At 32.8% G+C, this 19,792-nt stretch carries 19 protein-coding genes; 15 read left to right on the forward strand and 4 right to left on the reverse strand.

Annotated elements, in window-relative coordinates; all coding sequences use genetic code 11:
* Positions 1 to 54: 54 nt before the first annotated feature.
* A complete protein-coding gene (locus ACJROP_RS01210) occupies positions 55 to 1,128 on the reverse strand; it encodes a DNA polymerase subunit beta (RefSeq protein WP_406533693.1) in 1,074 nt (357 codons plus the stop codon).
* 126 nt (positions 1,129 to 1,254) lie between these two features.
* Between ACJROP_RS01210 and ACJROP_RS01215 the strand changes: the two genes are divergently transcribed.
* From ACJROP_RS01215 to ACJROP_RS01260, 10 genes are all read left to right on the forward strand, one after another.
* Complete coding sequence (locus ACJROP_RS01215; RefSeq protein ID WP_406533694.1) at positions 1,255 to 1,848, forward strand: DUF366 family protein; 594 nt, start codon at positions 1,255 to 1,257, stop codon at positions 1,846 to 1,848.
* The gene (locus tag ACJROP_RS01220) at positions 1,845 to 2,363 is read left to right on the forward strand and encodes a 6-pyruvoyl trahydropterin synthase family protein (RefSeq protein ID WP_406533695.1); all 519 of its coding nucleotides are present in this window, start codon (positions 1,845 to 1,847) and stop codon (positions 2,361 to 2,363) included. The genes ACJROP_RS01215 and ACJROP_RS01220 overlap by 4 nt, the downstream gene beginning before the upstream one ends.
* Positions 2,360 to 3,058 (forward strand): 7-carboxy-7-deazaguanine synthase QueE, encoded by a 699-nt coding sequence (locus ACJROP_RS01225; RefSeq protein WP_406533696.1) that lies wholly within the window; start codon positions 2,360 to 2,362, stop codon positions 3,056 to 3,058. The genes ACJROP_RS01220 and ACJROP_RS01225 overlap by 4 nt, the downstream gene beginning before the upstream one ends.
* Before the next feature lie 61 nt (positions 3,059 to 3,119).
* Positions 3,120 to 4,055, forward strand: a complete 936-nt coding sequence (locus ACJROP_RS01230) for a CBS domain-containing protein (RefSeq protein ID WP_406533697.1) — start codon at positions 3,120 to 3,122, stop codon at positions 4,053 to 4,055.
* Positions 4,056 to 4,076: 21 nt separating this feature from the next.
* The gene (locus ACJROP_RS01235) at positions 4,077 to 4,877 is read left to right on the forward strand and encodes a CBS domain-containing protein (RefSeq protein WP_406533698.1); all 801 of its coding nucleotides are present in this window, start codon (positions 4,077 to 4,079) and stop codon (positions 4,875 to 4,877) included.
* A gap of 36 nt (positions 4,878 to 4,913) precedes the next feature.
* The gene (gene pheA / locus ACJROP_RS01240) at positions 4,914 to 5,717 is read left to right on the forward strand and encodes a prephenate dehydratase (RefSeq protein ID WP_406533699.1); all 804 of its coding nucleotides are present in this window, start codon (positions 4,914 to 4,916) and stop codon (positions 5,715 to 5,717) included.
* A gap of 61 nt (positions 5,718 to 5,778) precedes the next feature.
* Positions 5,779 to 6,555 carry an endoglucanase gene (locus tag ACJROP_RS01245; RefSeq protein WP_406533700.1) on the forward strand — a complete coding sequence of 259 codons (777 nt, stop codon included), beginning with the start codon at positions 5,779 to 5,781 and terminating at the stop codon, positions 6,553 to 6,555.
* Between the two features lie 28 nt (positions 6,556 to 6,583).
* Entirely contained in the window at positions 6,584 to 7,138 is a 555-nt protein-coding gene (locus tag ACJROP_RS01250; RefSeq protein WP_406533701.1) for a hypothetical protein, read from the forward strand.
* Positions 7,139 to 7,159: 21 nt separating this feature from the next.
* Entirely contained in the window at positions 7,160 to 7,672 is a 513-nt protein-coding gene (locus tag ACJROP_RS01255) for a flavoprotein (RefSeq protein ID WP_406533702.1), read from the forward strand.
* Between the two features lie 25 nt (positions 7,673 to 7,697).
* The gene (locus tag ACJROP_RS01260) at positions 7,698 to 8,318 is read left to right on the forward strand and encodes a phosphopantothenoylcysteine decarboxylase (RefSeq protein WP_406533712.1); all 621 of its coding nucleotides are present in this window, start codon (positions 7,698 to 7,700) and stop codon (positions 8,316 to 8,318) included.
* Between the two features lie 1,111 nt (positions 8,319 to 9,429).
* Here the strand turns inward: ACJROP_RS01260 and ACJROP_RS01265 are convergent.
* The 3 genes from ACJROP_RS01265 to ACJROP_RS01275 form a co-directional block, all read right to left on the reverse strand.
* The gene (locus tag ACJROP_RS01265; RefSeq protein WP_406533703.1) at positions 9,430 to 12,441 is read right to left on the reverse strand and encodes a hypothetical protein; all 3,012 of its coding nucleotides are present in this window, start codon (positions 12,439 to 12,441) and stop codon (positions 9,430 to 9,432) included.
* 273 nt (positions 12,442 to 12,714) lie between these two features.
* Positions 12,715 to 13,356, reverse strand: coding sequence for a fibrillarin-like rRNA/tRNA 2'-O-methyltransferase (locus ACJROP_RS01270; protein WP_406533704.1), 642 nt, complete (start codon positions 13,354 to 13,356; stop codon positions 12,715 to 12,717).
* A gap of 3 nt (positions 13,357 to 13,359) precedes the next feature.
* Positions 13,360 to 14,511, reverse strand: a complete 1,152-nt coding sequence (locus ACJROP_RS01275; protein ID WP_406533705.1) for an NOP5/NOP56 family protein — start codon at positions 14,509 to 14,511, stop codon at positions 13,360 to 13,362.
* Positions 14,512 to 14,623: 112 nt separating this feature from the next.
* Between ACJROP_RS01275 and ACJROP_RS01280 the strand changes: the two genes are divergently transcribed.
* From ACJROP_RS01280 to ACJROP_RS01300, 5 genes are read left to right on the forward strand one after another with little or no spacing between them, the layout of a single operon-like run.
* Entirely contained in the window at positions 14,624 to 15,163 is a 540-nt protein-coding gene (locus ACJROP_RS01280) for a coiled-coil domain-containing protein (protein ID WP_406533706.1), read from the forward strand.
* Between the two features lie 24 nt (positions 15,164 to 15,187).
* Positions 15,188 to 16,099, forward strand: coding sequence for a dihydroorotate dehydrogenase (locus tag ACJROP_RS01285; RefSeq protein WP_406533707.1), 912 nt, complete (start codon positions 15,188 to 15,190; stop codon positions 16,097 to 16,099).
* A gap of 2 nt (positions 16,100 to 16,101) precedes the next feature.
* On the forward strand, positions 16,102 to 16,902 hold the full coding sequence (locus tag ACJROP_RS01290; protein ID WP_406533708.1) for a dihydroorotate dehydrogenase electron transfer subunit: 801 nt from the start codon (positions 16,102 to 16,104) through the stop codon (positions 16,900 to 16,902).
* Positions 16,903 to 16,915: 13 nt separating this feature from the next.
* Complete coding sequence (locus ACJROP_RS01295) at positions 16,916 to 17,938, forward strand: AI-2E family transporter (RefSeq protein WP_406533709.1); 1,023 nt, start codon at positions 16,916 to 16,918, stop codon at positions 17,936 to 17,938.
* Positions 17,939 to 19,729 (forward strand): DNA polymerase domain-containing protein, encoded by a 1,791-nt coding sequence (locus ACJROP_RS01300; RefSeq protein ID WP_406533710.1) that lies wholly within the window; start codon positions 17,939 to 17,941, stop codon positions 19,727 to 19,729. It begins immediately after the preceding gene.
* Positions 19,730 to 19,792: the final 63 nt, after the last annotated feature.

The raw sequence follows: 19,792 nt of genomic DNA on the forward strand, positions 1-19,792 counted from the left end.
GTTTAGGGTCTAATCCCTAGACTTCTTTTTCTTTTTTAGAAAACATTTAATATCCTAAGCAGGGCTCTCTTTAAGCTTCAAGTACTCATCGATAGCTTCACGGGTGGTTCCAACAACAAGCCTGTAGTTTCTGAATTCGCCGTTTACAATGACCTTTTCCACTTTTCCTTTAGCTATTACATGCTCACCGTCAACCACTTCGCCTGCGTAAGTGTGTGTAAATGAAACAACTTCAGTCAAATCAACATCCACACCATCAAGGACTTCAACATTTTCGATTGTGTAAAGTGAGGGGTTATCGAATGCTCCAAGAGCGCTTACGATATCGGCTTCAATCTGTGCAATGCCTTGAGGCTCATAAACGGTATCTCCCCAAGTTCCTTCGATTTCATCATAATCTTTGGTAGCTAGAATGTCAAATAAGGTCCCGTTAATGGTTCCCCTATTCGCTTTTCTGTTTTCATACCATCTGAACTCTTCTTTGGTCAGGCTTTCATCAAACATCCTTTTATCGTATACGAAATCCCAGTAATCGTTGGTAATTCCCTGAACTGTGATATGTTTGTCCACTTCCTCGATGTAGACTTCTTTTCCACGGTGTTCCTTAAAGGCGGCTATTGCCCTTCTGTGGTTGTCAAGGCCATAGACTACAAAGTCCAAATCTGAAACGTCATCCTTTTGAAGTCCCGGCAGGATTGAGCCTGAAATCCCGAGATGGTCATATGGGATGTCCGCCATGAAATGGAAAAAGTCGGCAACGTCCATCAGTTTTGCAATCAGTTCTGGATTTTTGACTTCTCCACCGCTTTCAAAAGTCTTTTTAAGACCTAAAAGCCTATTTTCAGGTTTGATTATCCTCACGACTTTGTCTAGGGGAACGCCCATCATTTCAACATTTGTAACATTGCTGAAATACAAATAATCAGGATGATTTTCCCTTAAATATGTGTAAGCTTCTTCAGATCCTACTTTCCGGTATCTTTTCCCGTCCTTTTCACGGTCTCCGTTAGGGTCAGGCACATATCTTAAAAATGAAATCACTCTGTCTTCCGGATGAATGTAATTGGTTGATGCGAAATATAAATCATCGCTTGTGTAAATGAAGTCTCTTGTTCTTACTTGTTCCATGGTTTTATCTCCTGATTTTAACTTTGATTTTTTCATTAAATAATATTTGTCATATAAATTTTGAGTTCATTTTATAAGCTTGTAACTACTATATAGAATAGTATAATTATTTATTTAGGTTTTATCATGACAATTACTCATAAACATATTAGTGAAATATTCGAATATGATGGAAGCCAGATTAATCCATCATGGGCTTTCCAGGAATTCGGAATCTACGGATCTTCAATCATAACCTGGATTGGTCCGGTCAACATTACTCCAGATAATTTAAAAGACTTTGCAGATGTAGGCTTGGAAATCAAATCAAATCATATGGTCAACTTCATCTGCGAGTTTTTCGACCAGCAGCCTCCGAACATGAGGATTGCATATCTTAGACAAAGGCTTCTTGTAATGATTTTTAGAGAGATTTTAACAGAATATGGCGTTAATACAACCCGTGAAGGCGATGACATATTCGTTGATGAGAGAAAGCTATCCATATCAATAGCCAGTGTGTCCTTAAGCTCCGCAAAGATTCACTTTGCACTTAACTTGGAGGACAAAGGAACTCCTGATGATGTTGATACAATCGGTCTTTATGATATTAAAGTAAATGACGAGCAAGTTTTCACAGAAGATAATTTATTAGAATTAATTAATGAAACAGTAAACAGATTTATAAGCGAATTGGAAACAATTGAAAATGATATAAGTAAAACAAAGGTGTTAGGATGAAAATATTAATTAACGGTATTCAATCTAATTTAAGATTCTCTTCAGCTCACATAATTCCAGGTCATGAGTCCTGCGGTTATATTCATGGCCATTCATACTTCGTTGATGTTGAAATTGAAGGGGAAAGAGCTGGCAATTTTGATTTTGTTGTGGATTTCAAGGATGTCAAGGCAATCACCAAGGCGATGTGTGATGAACTCGATCACAGAATGTTGATTCCAGTCTATAATGAACTGATTGACATTAAGGACTTTGACAAGGATAAGGATTCAATCTTTGATTTGAAAAAGGAATTGACAGTAAATTTGAAAATTGACGGTAAGGGATACTCCTTGCCCTCAGTGGATTGCGTATTCTTGCCTCTTCCTTATACTTCCGCAGAAGAATTGTCCAAATTCTTTGCAGAAACACTGGCTAAAAAGCTATCCGAAGATTATGACAATATAGAATATGTTTCTATTTGCGTCAATGAAGGAATCGGGCAGGGTGCAGTTTACAGGAAAGATCTAGAATGAAAGCTCCAATCATTGAAATCTTCTCTTCTTTTCAAGGTGAAGGGTTGTTAATAGGGGAAAGACAGATTTTTGTCCGTTTTGCAGGTTGTAACTTGAACTGCAGTTATTGCGACACCAATGATAGTAAATCCGAAAAATCAGGAACATTGATGACTCCCGAAGAAGTTACGGAGGAAATTAACAAACTCATCACTCCTGATTGCAAGACCATTTCATTTACTGGAGGTGAGCCTAGCCTATATCCTGACTTTATTTCAGAGGTTAGCAAGAACTTTAATTTAAATATCATGCTAGAAACAAATGGGACTTTACCAGACAATATTGATTTGATTGATAAATTAGATATTGTTTCTTTAGATATTAAGCTACCTGAACATTTTGACGGTGATTTTGACGATGAAATTTTTCTAAATGAGATTAAATCACTAAATTTATTAATGGCGAAGTCCATAAATGTATATTGTAAAGTAGTTATATTGCCATCAACAAAAATAAAGTCATTTAAAGAGGTAGTTGTAAAATTATCAGAAAATATTTCAAGCAAAAGCAACCTTAAAATAATTATCCAACCTTCTAGTCCGTTAGGAGAATGGAAAAACATTAATTTTAGATTATTCGAGTTTTCCGAAGTTGTTGGGCAATATTTTGAAGTTTCCACCATTCCTCAAATCCATAAGATTTTGGATATTGAGTGATTTTGTTTTTAATATTTTGATTTTATTTTATTGATAGCGATTGTAGATTAGAGGTGTGTAAATGAAAGATAAAACATCCATTAATAGAAAATCAAATACAGGTGCAGTTGAACACGAAACAAAAGTTCACGATAGAGAAGGGGACATAATGGCTATTGCAACCAAAGATGTTGTGTCAATCCCTCCAACTAAATCTATCAAAGATACTGCTAAAGTAATGATGGAACATGAATTCAGAAGGTTACCAATTTCAGATCCTGGTTCTGGTAAGTTATTAGGTATTGTTACAGTAATGGATATATTAGATTTCTTTGGTGGAGGAAAAAAATTCAACATTATTGAGAAAAAATATGAAGATAACTTCTTAGCTGCTATTAATGAACCAGTTAAAGAAATTATGACTCGTGATTTGATTACATTATCCAATAAAGCTTCTATTGGTGAAACTATTGAATGTATGTTAGACCACCAATTAGGTGCTATTCCTCTTGTTGACGCTGATGATAAACTTGTAGGTATTGTAACTGAAAGGGATATTGCATTGTCCTTGGCAGGTATGGCTGGTAAAGATACTGTACAAGATTACATGAGCGCTAAAGTGTTTACCACCACTCCCGGAACTCCTCTTGAAGGTGCATGTAAAATCATGGTAAGAAACGGTTTAAGAAGAATTCCAATCGTTGGTGGTGAAGCGGATATTTCTAAAGCAGCTAAAAAATTATTAGGTATATTAACATCTACTGATGTTATTAGATTCTTAAATGCAAAAGAATTGTTTGATCATTTAAATTCTAATTTAGCAACCGATGTGTTAAAAACAACAATTTCTGAAATTATGGTTAAAGACCCAATAACTGTTGAACCGAATATGACTATTGGCGAATTATGCGAATTATTTGCTGATGAAAATATTGGTGGAGTTCCAGTTGTTAAAAATGATGCTGTTGTTGGAATTATAACTGAAAGAGATGTCTTAAGAGCAGTTAAAAGATTATAAACACAAATAGGAGATGATAATATGCAAATTAAGAATTTGATGTCTGAAGAGTTAATCACTGTAGACAAAGATCAAAATCTTTCTGATGCATTAAAATTGTTACGTAAACATAATGTTTCTCGTTTACCTGTAACTAATCATAAAGAATTGGTTGGTATTATTTCTGAAAGAGACATAGCTAATAAGCTTGGATCTTCAAAAGCTGAAAATATGCCTGCATCAAGATTCCATATTTCATCTGTAATGGTTAAAGATGTAATTACAGTTCCTGAAACAATGCAATTAGCAGATGTAGCAAAAATAATGTTGGACAAAGGAATAGGTTCTGTTCCAGTCATGAGAGGGGACGAAATGGTAGGAATTGTTTCCAAAGCAGATTTCGTTACTCTCGCTGTTGGAATTGCATTTGATAAGATTGCTGTAAAAGAAATAATGTCAAAAGAGGTAATTGATGTTTCTCCAGCAGATAGGCTTGTTCACGCAAGAAGGAAAATGCTGGATAATAATGTTGGAAGATTACCTGTAGTCGACGATGACAAACTTGTAGGAATGATAACTTCTAAAGATTTGATGAGGGCATTCATCGACTTTAGAAAAAACGTTCCTGAAAAATATCAAAAATCTCAAATCAAAGAGGTTTTAGTTGAAGACATAATGTCTTCCAATCCATGTTATGTTTCAAAAGAAATGTCAATAACTGAGGTTTCAAACATAATGATGGAAACAGGATTCAACGGTTTGCCTGTTATCGAAGACGGCAAGCTTGTTGGAATCATAACACAAACTGATATATTAAGGCTAATTGAAAAATTAGAATCTTAATTATCTTTTTTTTTATTTTTTTTTGAGGATATTAACATGCCGCTAATTTCATTTTTAGGACCGAAAGGAACTTTCACACATGAGGCTGCAAGCATTATTGGTGATAATCTAATCCCATATTGTACTATTCCGGCAGTTCTTGAAAGTGTTGTAAATGATGAATCATTATATGGCGTTGTTCCAATTGAAAACTCAATTGAGGGGCCTGTTGGAATTACATTGGATTCTCTAGCAAATAAATTTGATTTAAAGATTTTTAAAGAAATCATTATTCCAATCAATCAAAATTTAATTGTAAATCCGGGCACTAAAATGGAAGATGTTGAAGACGTATATTCTCACGCTCAAGCCATAGCCCAATGTCAGGAGTTTATCAGTCAGAATAATATTCAACCGCATTACGCAATTAGCACTGCAAATGCCGCTAAAAATATTATTGGAGATAAAACTAAAGCGGCAATAGGCAATTCAATGGCTGCAGAATTATATGATTTAGAAATTCTAAAACATGATATCCAAGATACTGACAATAATGAGACAAGGTTTGTTGTGGTTTCAAAAGAGGATCATGAGCCGACCGGCAGGGATAAAACTTCAATTATATTTTCTATCTATGAGGACAAACCTGGAGCATTATATGATGTTTTAGGAATTTTTCAAAAGAATAATATTAACTTGACCAAAATCGAATCCAGGCCTTCGAAGAAAGGTTTGGGCAGATATTTATTTTTCATTGATTATATCGGCCATCGAAAAGATGCTATTTTTGAGGACATTATAAATGAAATTGATGAAAAAACTTATTTTTTAAAAATTTTAGGTTCCTATCCTCAAATGTAGGCAAACTTTAAATTAATGTTTTAGTATAAATTATATTATAATAAATTCAGGGAGGGTAACTATGCCGAATGATAGAGATAAACTTCTGCAGATTATGGATAGTTTAGAATCTGATTATGCAGATGGTAAGATTTCTCCAGAAAAATATAGTTATTTCAGGTCTAAGTATGAAGATAAATTAAATTCTATCGATGCAAAAGAAGCTACTCGTAGAATAAGGTCTATGCAAGGCAAATCTTCTTATGACCCTAAAGAGAAAAAAGCTAAAAAACCCGCCAAAAATAATAAAGAAAAAGAACAGGATTTAGTTCAAAAATATATTATCAATCCTAAAAAAGATGATGCCAAATATAATAAAAAAGAAAAGGAATCAATGGACAGTGGTACCTTTAAATTGTTATTATTGTTGATTTTAGTTTTAGGATTTACTGTTGGCGTAGGCTATGGTGTTTTTAATTTAGATTTTGACAACATATCTGAAACAACTACTGTCGCTATTGTTACTGATACTGCATTCCCTGAAATTGATGAAGTTGTTGTTCAAAATACAACACCGACCACTTCATATTACAATTACACAAGCGAAGATGATTCAAGCCATAATGATGATGTTGAAACTACTGAAGACATGTCTTATAGTTCGGATTACTCATCAAGCAGTTCTTCGGATAGCGGATATTACAGTAGTGATTCTTCTAGCAGTTCTTCAAGCAGTAACTCATATAGCAGCGATTCTTCTAGCAGTTCTTCAAGTAGTAGTTCTTCTAGCAGTAGTTCTTCAAGTAGTGACTATTCAAGCAGTAGTTCAGAATCAAGTGAAGGAGGCAGTGAGGAATAGTGAAACTATCCTTAATTAAGGTGATTTTATGAAAAATGATGTTTTAAAAAAGAGTATTTTAATTATTTCACTCATAATAGTCCTTATTGGTGTTATTTCATGTATTAGTGCTGCAGATAATGTTGACTCTTCTGAAGTTACTATGTTAACTTTATCAAAAGGAGGATTGCTTATCCATTATCCTTCTAACTGGGGATATTCGGAGTCCACTTCAAATTATTCTATTATGGCAATATCCAAACTGGATTCAGTTGATTCATCCGGTGTTGGCCAGGTCAACATTAACTTTGAGAAAAAACCTCTTGAAGGGGAATTTTATACTTATGTAAATGATACATATAAATCAATGCAAGGAGATTCCTCCTATGACCTAATATCCTCCGGAGGAGTGATGGTTGGAAATGTTAATGCAGTTGAATATATTTACACTTCCAATCAAGATGGAGTTGAAAAAGAACATAAGGCTGTTTGGTTTGAAAAAGGTGGACAAGCTTATGTTTTATTATACAGCGCACCACCTCAAGATTTCGAAGATAATCTGTATATCTTTGATTATATTCTATCAGATATCCAAATTACCTAATTATTTTTTATAGGTGTTTTTATGATTGTACTATGTGTTACAGGAAGTATTGCAGCTACTGAATCTATTAAATTAGCTCGTGAGCTTAGGCGCAATGATGTTGAAGTAAAATGTTTCATGAGCGAGGCGGCTTGTGAAATTATACATCCCAACGCTATGGAGTTTGCTACAGGCAGTGAAGTTGTAACAAAATTGACAGGAAAAATCGAGCATGTTAAATATTCCCAGGAAGATTTGATATTGATTGCTCCAGCCACTGCCAATATAATTTCTAAATTCGCATACAAAATTGCTGATGACCCAATTTCCACTCTTTTAATCACGGCTTATGGTCATGATACACCAATATTGTTTGTACCGTCAATGCATGATTCAATGTATAAAGCTATTAAAGGCAATATCGAAAAGATTAAAGAGGAAAAATCAGCTGGCTTTATTAAACCAAGAATGGACGAAGGAAAAGCTAAATTCCCGTCTAAGGAAGATATTGTCCTCGAGTCATTAAGAACAATTAATTTGAACAAGAAGGATTGATCGTATTAAAGGCAAAAAAATTTTAATCAGTCTTGGAGGAACATACGAACCTATTGACTCGGTTAGGGGGATTACCAATAAATCCTCTGGGAAAATGGGTTTGGCGCTTGCAAAGGAAGCTTACATTAGGGGTGCCGATTTAACTTTGGTAGTTGCTAATGTCAGTATTGAAATCCCTTCAGTTTTCAATGTTATCCATGTTGAAACAAGTAGCGAGATGAATGAAGTCGTTTTAAGTTTAGTTCCTGATTTTGATATTTTCATAGCTACTGCTGCAGTTTCCGATTTCGAATTCAATGAAAAATACGATAAAAAGATTGATTCTGAGAGTTCCTTATTCTTGAATTTAAAACCAACCACAAAAATCATTCGAGAAGTTAAAAAGATTAATCCGGATATATTTTTGGTGGGATTTAAGGCGGAATTTAACATTTCAAAAGAGGATATTATTTGCTGTGCTAGAAAACAGATTGAACAGGCAGGTACTGATTTGGTTATAGCAAATGATATTTCTAAAAATGGGTGTCATTTTGGATCTGACAATAATGAAGTGTTGATTGTTGATGATGAGGTTATATCTGTTCCTTTAGCATCTAAAAGAGAAATCGCAAAAATAATTTTTGATATAATTTCTAAAAAGATATAGATTCATATACATTAGCATATCATATTGCTGTTTTTCATATACTTGCTTAATGCATTCTTATTTTACGTGGCATTATTATTATTAATATTTGAATAACTTCATTTTAATGCATTGTCAAATCAATATTTGTTGCACTTCAAGTTTTCCATATTTCAGTAGTCATCAAAAAAATTATGTCGGACAAAACTCTTTTGTATGGGGCTAATTTTTTCAAAACTTTTTAACATCAATTTTATTTTAAAGTTGTAAAATTGTATTCAGTTGAAAATTAATTTTATTGTTTCACTTCAAATGATTTAAATTTTTAATTTTATATGTAATTTTATATTGGAATATAAGCTCATTGAAGTAATACTTTTTAGAATAAAATAAGCAAATTCGTCTAAAAAAATAAATCTTTTAAAAAACAGTATTTTAATAAAATAAGTTCATGCCTTTAGGCTTTAGTTAAATGGAGTGATTAATAGAGTGAATCAACCTAAAGGACGTTTCAATGAACTTTTATTTTATTTGCATTAGCATATAAAATATTTAATTTTCTAGTATAAAAAGGTATCTAAGTATTACTTTTTAGCGAATTTTGTAGTAATTTTTTATATTTCTCAGAGCTATTTTTTCTCTGATTATCACTTGCAAAACAGGTGATTTTTTTTAAAAACTTTTCTTTCATTGACAATGCATTATTGCCTTTTTTGTACTTGTCTTATTCCATGATTTGATTAATTTTAAAAACTTTATATTATGTTTTCTTTTAATATTTTTTTGATTTCAATTTAAGATTTTACATGTTCTTATTTTGGAGAGTTTTATTTGTAAAATTAATGATTGTCTTTTTCATCTGGTGTAATTTTCAAAGGGGTTAATTTATGTAATTTATGATGCTTTGATATTTATTGGAGTAGTGTGATGATATTTTTTTGGCTATGGATTAGTATTCTTTCTTTTTGGCAATGTCCTAAAAAATTAAATCAATTTGAATCTTTTGATTTTTATTTAATGGTGGAAAATTTATTTTTTTTAGCAAATTATTACAATCAGGTCAATTTTATCAAGATCCTCATTGAGGGTATTTTGAAAATAAAAAAAGAAGGGTGGTAGATGCGTGTTGTACCTACTTGATTTTAATTTTAACATTTTTAGTTGCTTTATTGTAATATTTGTTTCCTTTATATTTGATAACTGCTTTGTAAGTTCCTTTTTTAGTTAATTTGGTAATTTTAAATGTTGCTTTGCCTTTGCTGTTGGTTTTTGCAACGTATGTTTTACCTTTAACTTTTAAGGTAACTTTCACTTTTTTCATTGCTTTGTTTTTGCTGTTTTTCAAGGTAATTGAGTATTTTTTTGTTTTTTTAGCTCTTTTGAATGTTTTTGCTTTAACGGTTATTTTTGTTTTCTCTTTATTGATAGTAATTTTAACAGTTTTGCTTATTGGGCTGTAATTACTATTTTCAATTTTAATAACTAGGTTCTTTTTACCTGCTTTAGCAGTTTTTAAGATTTTTGCAGTTAACTTTATTGAAGCAGCTCCATTTTTGATGGTAGATGTTCCAATGTTTTTGCCGTTTAATGTGAATATTACTTTAGTGCCGTCAGTTACATTTTTGAAACTAACTTTGTATGTTCCACCATAGTTAATAGCATATGCAGCATTTTTCGCATTAATTGTAATGTCTTTTTTATTTACAGTGAAATTAACAGGAATTTCAGATCTTGATACGTTATTGTCAATGTATGTAACATTTGCATTGTAACTTCTAGCATATAATCCTGGAATAACAATTATTCCAATTCCATCTTTCACATCAGCACCATATTCAACATTATTGACCTCAACAACTACTTTACCGATGCTCAATAGAGATATGACACTACTTTTTACTTGAACTTTAATGTTGATATTGTTACCGTAAACAACATCTTTAACTTCAAGAATATCCATGCTTATTGTATCATTTACTAATTTAGCATCACTTGAAACATTATTTAAAGTTAATTTGCTTCCTGATTTAACATTAATACAATTTTCACTATTGCTGATGAATCCAGAATTGCTGATTATGAGATTTCCCTTAGTCGAAATTGCTCCACCCTCCTCAGCGTTATTGTTTGTGAAAATAGATTGGTTGATTGTTCCATTCCTATTAAAGTAGATTGCTCCTCCACAATATGAAGCGTAATTGTCAGTGAAGTTAATATTATAAAATTCACCAAAACCAAAAATGTAGACTGCACCACCAGAATTGTCAATTGCGGAATTGCCAGTAAAATTACAATTACTAATTTTTACATTATCATTAGATGAAATTGCTCCTCCATTGAACTTTGCGGTATTATTATTGAAGTTGGAATTCTCTACAATTCCACTTTTCCAAAATTCAATTGCCCCTCCAATTCTTGCAAAGTTATCTTTGAAATTACAACTGTCAACTTCAAGGGCACCATAAACCCATAATGATCCACCATTTTGCGCTTCATTACTGTTGAAGAGAGAATCTTTAATTGTTCCATCCATCCACAGGTAAACTGCACCCCCATAATAACCACCAGTATTGTTTACAAATTTAGAGCCGATTACAGTTCCATTAGCATTAAAACAAATTGCTCCTCCACAACTATCATCAGCATCATCTGCTGAATTGTTTGTGAAATTAGAGTTAATGACTGCTCCGCTATTATTGAAATAGATTGCGCCTCCTGATTTAGCATGATTATTTTTAAATGCGACATTTTCAATAACTCCTTCATCAACAGCTATCTCACCACCATATTCAGCAGAATTTCCAATGAATTCGCCATTAAAGACTATCTCTTCTAAGTTTTCTAGGAAACTGGCTCCACCACCAAAAGTGGCATTATTGTTAATGAAATCACCATTAAATGTTATGTTGTGGGGAGTTTGTCTGTAATTTACAGCTCCACCACACAAAGCAGCAGTATTATTGACAAAATCACAATCGAATATGCTATTGCATGAAGTATCCTTAAATGTTATTGCTCCTCCATTTCCAACTTCAACACTAATCTTTCCCAAAGCAGAGTTGTTAATGAAATAACCAGTGAATTCATTGTTATTAGTGGTATTGTAGAAAAAGATTGCTCCACCGCAGGATTCTGCTACATTGAATCTGAAATCGCAGTTGAATCTATTGTTGTTTGCTTTTTTGTAAAAAAAGATTCCTCCGCCATAGAGTGCATAATTGTTCATGAAAATGCTTTCGAAACTATTGTTTTCGGCCAAACTGTAGAAAAATATTGCTCCTCCACTGGCTTCAATTGCACTATTATTATAAAAGTCGGCAGAAATTATGTTATTGGATGATTTAGCTTGGAAACATAATGCTCCACCAGTTCTTTCAGCCACATTACCTTCAAAATAACCAGCAATTATGATGTTGTCAGTTTCATTGTTAAAGAATACTGCACCTCCTCGAGTAGCACCATTATTAATAAAAGTTGAGTTGATGTCACAATTAGAAATATTTCCATCAGTTCCTTGCCAGTAGATTGCACCACCATCAGATTTTGCTGTATTGTTGGTAAACTGAGAGTTGTTGATTGTTCCATTATATGCATACCAGTATATTGCACCACCATTATCTGCTTGGTTATTGGCGAAGCTAGAGTTGTTGATTGTTCCATTATTTCCATACCAGTATATTGCACCACCATTATCAGTAGCATTACCCTTCATGAATTTTATATTTTTCAGTATAACATTGTTTGTTGTAATATTGAATATTCTTGCAAGTCCTGCTCCATTGATTGTGTGTCCTTGTCCGTCAATAGTGAAATCGGGTTTGTCAATTATAATTCCATCAGTATAATTTAAATCCTTTTCGGGGTTATAAGTATAATTTTTTGTTAATTGTATTGTGCTTGTTGTTGAGTTGGCAATTTCCCCATTTAAAGTTGAAAAATCGCTAATCTCATTTTCTCCATCTGTTAATTTTTCTTCAGCATATAAATTGGTTTGTGCTACTATTTCATTAGCATTTATGCCATCTTGTGCTATTATTTCATCTGATGTATTGTTATCTGTTGCGCTTATGCAAGATAAACTTATTAAAGCAAATAAAATTATCGTAGCTACAATAACTTTATGTTTAATAAAAATTCCTCCCATTGTATAAAAAGATTATATAATATTGATATTTTAAATAGAATATATAAAACTTATTTTTTTTTAGGATAAATTTCAATGATAAAAAAAGGATATTAAATAACTACAAAAAGTGTATTTTGCATGTGAAATATGGTATTAGATAATGGGATAGCAAAAACTTGATATATTTTAATATCTATTTTAGTATTACTTTTTTGGTGTTTTTGTAGTAATTTTTTATAGTTCTCACAGCGTTTTTTTTCTGATTTGATTGTGAAAAATAGCTATTTTTTTTTAAAAATTTTTTTCCACCAATAATGCAATATGGTCTTTCTCGTATGGTTCCAGTTTTACTTTTTCAATAATCTTAAAACCTTTCTCTTTCAATTTCTTCTCTTGTTCCTTGAAAATCTTTTTAGGTTTTTGTACTACATCAATACTTCTAGCCTTAATCATTAAAAGTCCAACACCTTCATCCTTTGAAAATATATTCATATTTTTCATAAACAATTCACTTTGTGTTGGTTGGGCAACATCACAGTACACTAAGTCGACCTTTTCGGCAATGTTGAGATATCCTTTAGGTTTGGTTGCATCACCTAAAATCGGAGCAATATTAAGCCTTTGGCGTGAGAGTTGAACCAATTTCTTGGCTGTTGTCGGTGAAAATTCAACCGCATATATTCTCCCATTGATTACAATATCAGAAATATGTGAAACTGTTGTTCCGGTTGATGCACCAAGGTACAATACTTTTGAAGCCTCCTCAAGTTCCAAATTTTTTAAGCCATTTAAAAGAGCAGCAGATAATTTTGAACGTCTAGGATTCCAGATTCTATATTCAACATCATCTTCAATTAATTCTTCACCGTAAACTGATATTCCAGGATTCAAATTTTTAGTAGCGATGTTTCCATCTTTAAAATAAACATTCATGCTCTATCTCCTCTTTTTATTTTTCCTACCTTTTTTCTTACTTTTTTTGGATTTAGACTTTTCTTCTTTCCTTTTTTTAGCTGTTTTATTTGGAAACGGATTGTTCTTTTCTATTTCTTCTACTTTTAGTTTAAATTCTTCAAAAATATTTTCATCAAAGGTCTTTGTGAATACGTCTCTTCTGACAGCCAGGGATATCATTCCTGCAAGCATTCTTGCGATTTTTCCACGATTCCACCATTTAGCACCCCTCACTTGTGGATGCTGATAGATTAATCCGTATTTAGGTGGTCGGTCTCCGCTTTTCAAATGTCTGAACAATGCTTTTTCAGCACCCATTATCTGAACGGTGCTTGAAGGATACATTGCAAGCCTTTTCAATCCTCCTGAATGGGAAATCAATTTGGCTCCCAGTGAAGATCCAACCAGCAGTCTCAAATTTGGAGCAATAGCTTCCATTTTTTTATCTACATACTCCTCAAGGTTTTTCCTTGTTTTTTGAAGTTCATAAATGGAACTTGCATAATTGTTCATTATTTCCAGGTCTTGGGGATTGATGTCTTCATCTATATCAATAATTTCGCTTGGGAATGCATCTGGTTTGGATTCGATAATCTTGTCTTTTGTCTTGTTTTGTGAAATCAGTTTGATGTAGGTTTCATTATTTTTAATGGTATCCATTTCAGGGAAATATAATGCATACCATTCCCTGATTCTTTCAATTAACTTGGAAATGCTTTCGTCAATTTCATCAATGGAATTGATGGCCTGAATCAGGTGTTTATCTTCGGAGGCTGAAGCCTTTTTGATGTTGTATATTGCCAGATTTCTGTAGATTTCAGTAATTCCTTCATTATCAAGCTCAAATTTATCATAGTTTCCTCTTAGATAGTCTCCGCCCTGATTAGGTGTTTTTATGGTAATTTTATCATTGTCATAATCGGACAATCTTTTATTGGATTCAATAATAATTTCATCATAATCTTGAGATACTTCTTCAATTATTTCCAGTTCCTCATCAACTATTTTTTTATCATTGATATCGGCTAGTTTCTGGATTATTCCATCTCTTGGAAATAACTTTTCACAAATCAATTCATTTTCATTATCAAATGCGTAAAAACCTTTAACGCAGTAAGTAATATAGCATTCCATAAGATTAAATATTCTTTTTATTTTTAATAAGTATTGTCATGATGAAAAGATTTAATTCATTTGAAATTTAAATTAAATTCATTGAATTATTTCTATTTTTGGATTTGTAATCATGTCAGAAGAAAGAATAAACGATTTGAAATATGAGTTGGAACTGAAGAATGCGGAAATCGATGAGCTTAATATGGAGCTTCAGGATAAAATCGAAGAGATTAACAAGCTGAAATTATATTCCACTAAATTAAAATATGAAAAGAAAAATCTAGAGGATAAACTGGATACTAAAATAGATTATGATAAGGCCATGCTTAAGGAACTTGATGATCTATCCGAAAAAATTAAGGAAAAAGAAGTTATAATTGAGGATAAGCAGGATCAAGTTAGATATTTAAGGTCGTTAATCGATGATTATAAGGTTCAATTGAATTCCAATAGTGAAAATTTAGAACTTCAACTTAAAAAAATCACAAAAACATATGAAGATTTGCTAAAACAAAAAGACTCAATAATTGAAAAACAAGATGAGGAGATTGCAAAACTAATCAAATCCAAAGAAGAAATAATCAAATCCAATAAAACTAATCTAATAAGTTTAAAATTACAAAATGAAAAATATCAGGAAATAATTGAAAAATTAACAAAAACTAATTAAATAATTAATTACAAAGTTGATATTATGTTGAAAACAGATATTTGCGGAGTGGAATTTAGAAATCCTTTGATGTTGGCAGCAGGTATTATGGGGAGCAATGCTTCATCAATGAATTGGATTTTAAAATCAGGCGCCGGAGGAGTTGTTTCAAAATCATTTTCTCTTAATCCTCATCCGGGTTATGTTAATCCGACAACCGTTGCAGTTGAAGGAGGAATTATCAATGCAATTGGGCTTTCAAATCCAGGGGTTGAAAACTTTAAGGAAGAATTGAAAAGGATTGAAAGGGAAAATAATGTGGTTATAGCTTCAATCTATGGTGCGACTCCTGATGAATTTTCAAAATTAGTCGAAGATGTTCAGGAATTTGTTGATATGATTGAATTAAATATCTCTTGTCCTCATGCTATGGATGGTTACGGCGCATCAATCGGGCAGGATTGCAATTTGTCCCATACTATCGTTTCAGCTGCAAAGGATGCTGCTGAAGTTCCGATTATCGCTAAATTAACCCCTAATGTGACTGACATCACTGAAATTGCAAAAACCTGTGAAGATGCGGGGGCGGATTGCCTATCTTTAATCAACACATTAGGTCCCGGCATGAAAATCAACATTGATGTTGCCCATCCGGTTCTGTCAAATAAATTTGGAGGCATGAGCGGTCGTGCAATTAAGCCAATTGCCATAAGTAATGTTTATTCTGTTTATGAAGCTGTTGACATTCCCTTGATTGGCGTTGGTGGAATCTATAGCTGGGAAGATGTTGTAGAGTTTATTTATGCAGGGGCAAGGGCAGTTCAAATTGGTACTGCAATTATGGATGAAGGCGTTGAAGTATTCAGCCATATTAACGAAGGTTTGGAAAGATTCATGGTTGAAAAAGGATTTTCATCCATCGATGAGATGGTTGGACTTGCACATGGGGAGTTGTAATTATGATTAATGAACCGAAAATTGTTGAAATTAAAGAAGTTATTGATGAAACTCCTACAATTAAAACCTTTAAATTTGATTGGGATATGGAAGCATTGGGAAGGCCAAATCCAGGTGAATTTGTAATGGTCTGGAATTTCAAAAATGAAAAACCAATGTCAATTGCCCAGATTAACGATAATGAATTGGCTATCACAGTAAAAAATATCGGCGAATTCACATCTCAATTGCATGATTTGAAAATCGGAGATAAGATAGGTGTTAGAGGCAGCTATGGTAACGGTTTTAACAATTCTTTTGAAGGCATGAATATTTTAGCTATTGGTGGGGGCGTTGGTATGGCACCTATTAATGCGATAGCTTCTGATTTGCTTGAAAAAGGAAATAATGTTGATATTGTTTCTGCAGCAGTTACTAAAGATGAATTGCTATATGCGGATTCGCTTGAAAAGTTAGGTGCAAACATTCATCATTGTACTGATGATGGAAGCTTTGGATTTAAGGGATTTGCAACAGACTGTACAGTGGAGTTACTTAAAGATTCAACTTATGATTATGCATTTGTATGTGGTCCTGAGATAATGATGAAAGGAATATTTGATATCCTTGAAGATGCATCCATACCTGCACAATATTCTCTTGAAAGATACATGAAATGTGCTCTTGGAGTATGCGGACAATGTTGTGTTGACAGTGAAGGTTGGAGAATCTGCGTTGAAGGGCCTGTTTTTGAAAATGACAAAATAAGAAAAATCACAGAATTTGGAAAATATAGAAGAGACGCTTCCGGTGTAAAATATTAGTTAAGGTGATACCATGGCATTCGACATTAAGGAGTATTTAACTCCCCCGGTTTTATTGATCATTTTCTTGCTAGTCCTCTCGTTAATGTTCATTTTCCCTGTGTTAAACATGATTATATTGGGTGCTGTTTTGGCATATATTGTTAAGCCCGTAGCTTGCAAAATCCAAACAAAATTAAAATACTCATCCATTTCAATTTTGATTGGTATGGTTGTTGTTATAATTCCGCTAATTCTGTTGTTTGGATACATTACATTTGAAATTTCTTCGGTTATCTCATCAATGCTTGCAAACAGTTCCTATAGTGGTGTTAATGAATCAATTTCACAAATGTTAACTTATTTGCCATTAAATATTGATTCTTCTTCACTTACTACATCATTAAATTCATATGTCAAGGATATTGCAACATTTATCCTAAACTATTCAGTAAGTTTCTTTGGTAAATTTGCCAATATCATTTTAGATTTATTTATCCTTGTATGTTCAGTATTCTATTTTGTTCGTGATGGAGATAAATGTTTAAGCTTTGTTAAAGATTTTGTGCCTGACAATTCAAAAGGTTTCTTTGATAACACTGTAGAATCAGTTAAGGATGTATTGAAGAGCATATTTTTCGGTCACTTTTTAACTTCAGTAATCATAGGAATCTTTGGATGTATCGGTTATACTATTTTAGGATACCCTTATGGAGTATTTTTAGGGGTTATAACTGGTATTTTACAATTGATTCCAGTTTTTGGGCCTTGGCCAATTTACTGGGCATTGTTCTTTATAGATATAGCTTCCGGAAACTATCCACGGGCAATAACTGTTTTATTATTCGGATTCTTCCTCAGTAGCGTAGACATGTATATCAGGCCTGCCCTTTCAAGTCATTATGCTGACATTCATCCTTTGATTTTATTAATTGGATTTTTATCAGGTCCTTTGGTTTATGGAGTTGTCGGATTCATTATCGGACCTTTAATTTTGGGAATAACATATGCTGTATTGGACAGTTATAGAAAGGAATATCTTCTTGGAGATGGCTAAATGCAGAGGAATGTTGTAATTTTAGATATAGATTATGTTACTTATGAGGATAAACCTGTAATTAGGCTATTTTCAAAGGATGGGGACAAGAATGTAGTTTTGATAGATGATACTTTTGAACCTTATCTATATGTTTTATCTGATGATGTAAATGAATGTGTAAAAGAAATCGAAGATAATTTGGATGATGTTTTCATTGAGAAAGTTATTAAAAAGGATTTCCAAATCGAAACGGAATTCTTAAAAGTCACTTTCAAACATCCCCAAGAACTTGCAAAAAAAAGGGACACCTTAAGGGATTTGGATAGTGTTATTCAAATTAGGGAGTTTGATATTCCATTTTACAGAAGATATCTGATGAATCGAGATGTTATTCCAATGACTGAAGTCACTGCAACAGGAGAAAAATTGGATTCCTTTTTGGATTTGGATTCATCAAAGCATGATGTTGAAATAATTAAGCTAACCGAAGATTTAAAACGTAGTGATGTTAATCCACAGAATTTCCGTATTTTAAGCTTTGATTTGGAAGTCAGAAATCCTCATGGGATGCCAAATTCAGAAGAGGATGAAATCATTATGATTGGTGTGGCAAGTAATTTTGGCATTAATCAAGTTATTTCAACCAAAATAAATTCATCTGATAGGGAAAACTTTGTAAATCAAGTTTCATCAGAAAAAGAGATGATTGAAGAGTTTGTAAATATCATTAAAGACAATAATGTTGACATTATTGTCGGATATAACTCAGATAATTTCGATTTCCCTTATCTTAAGGATAGGGCTAAAATATTAGGAGTTGATCTGGATATTGGAATGGATGGATCAGATATTCGATTTATAAGAAGGGGTTATGCAAATGCCGCATCTTTTAAAGGATTGATTCATGTTGATTTGTATTTGGTAATGAGAAGATACATGACCCTTGAGAGATACACTTTAGAAAGGGTCTATTATGAGCTGTTCGGTGAAGAAAAGATTGATGTTCCAGGGGACAGAATTTGGGAATTTTGGGACAATGAAGGTGAAGAGTTGGATAATCTATTTGATTATTCACTGGATGATGTCGTTTCAACTTTAAAAATAGCTGAACAGACCTTACCGCTTAATTTAGAACTTACCCGTATTATCGGTCAACCTTTATTTGATGTTTCCCGTATGGCAACTGGTCAACAGGCAGAATGGTTTTTAGTAAAACAAGCCTATTTTGATGATGAAATTGTTCCAAACAAACAGGGAGCAAACTTTGCCAATAGGGCAGCGGCAGAAGATAATGAAGGAGGATACGTAAGGGAACCCGAAAAGGGGTTGCATGAAAACTTAGTTCAATTCGACTTTAGAAGCCTATACCCTAGCATTATCATCTCAAAAAACATATCCCCTGATGTAATGGTTTTAGGGGATGTTGAAAATGAAGAGGATTATAATATTGCTCCTGAACATGGACTTAAGTTTAAAAAGGAACCCCAAGGATTTATTCCATCCGTTATTGATAAGATTTTGCAGGAACGTTTCAGGATTAAACGTGAAATGAAAGCCTGTGAAGATGAAACCGAAAGGAAAGCTTTAGATGTACAGCAGCAAGCCATTAAACGCCTTGCAAATACCATGTATGGTATTTATGGGTTTCCTCGATTTAGGTGGTATTCATTTGAATGCGCTAAAGCCATTACTTCTTGGGGAAGGCAGTATATCAAATCATCAATAAAAAAAGCAGAAGAATATGGGTTTTATACAATATACGCTGATACTGATGGTTTTTATGCAAAATATGTAAAAGAAAAAAAGTAAGAGAAAATTAATTCTCTTTAAATTTATTTTTTAGTTATTTTTATAGTTGATTTCGCAGCTTTT

The organism is Methanobrevibacter sp., from assembly GCF_045220775.1.
Lineage (GTDB): Archaea > Methanobacteriota > Methanobacteria > Methanobacteriales > Methanobacteriaceae > Methanocatella.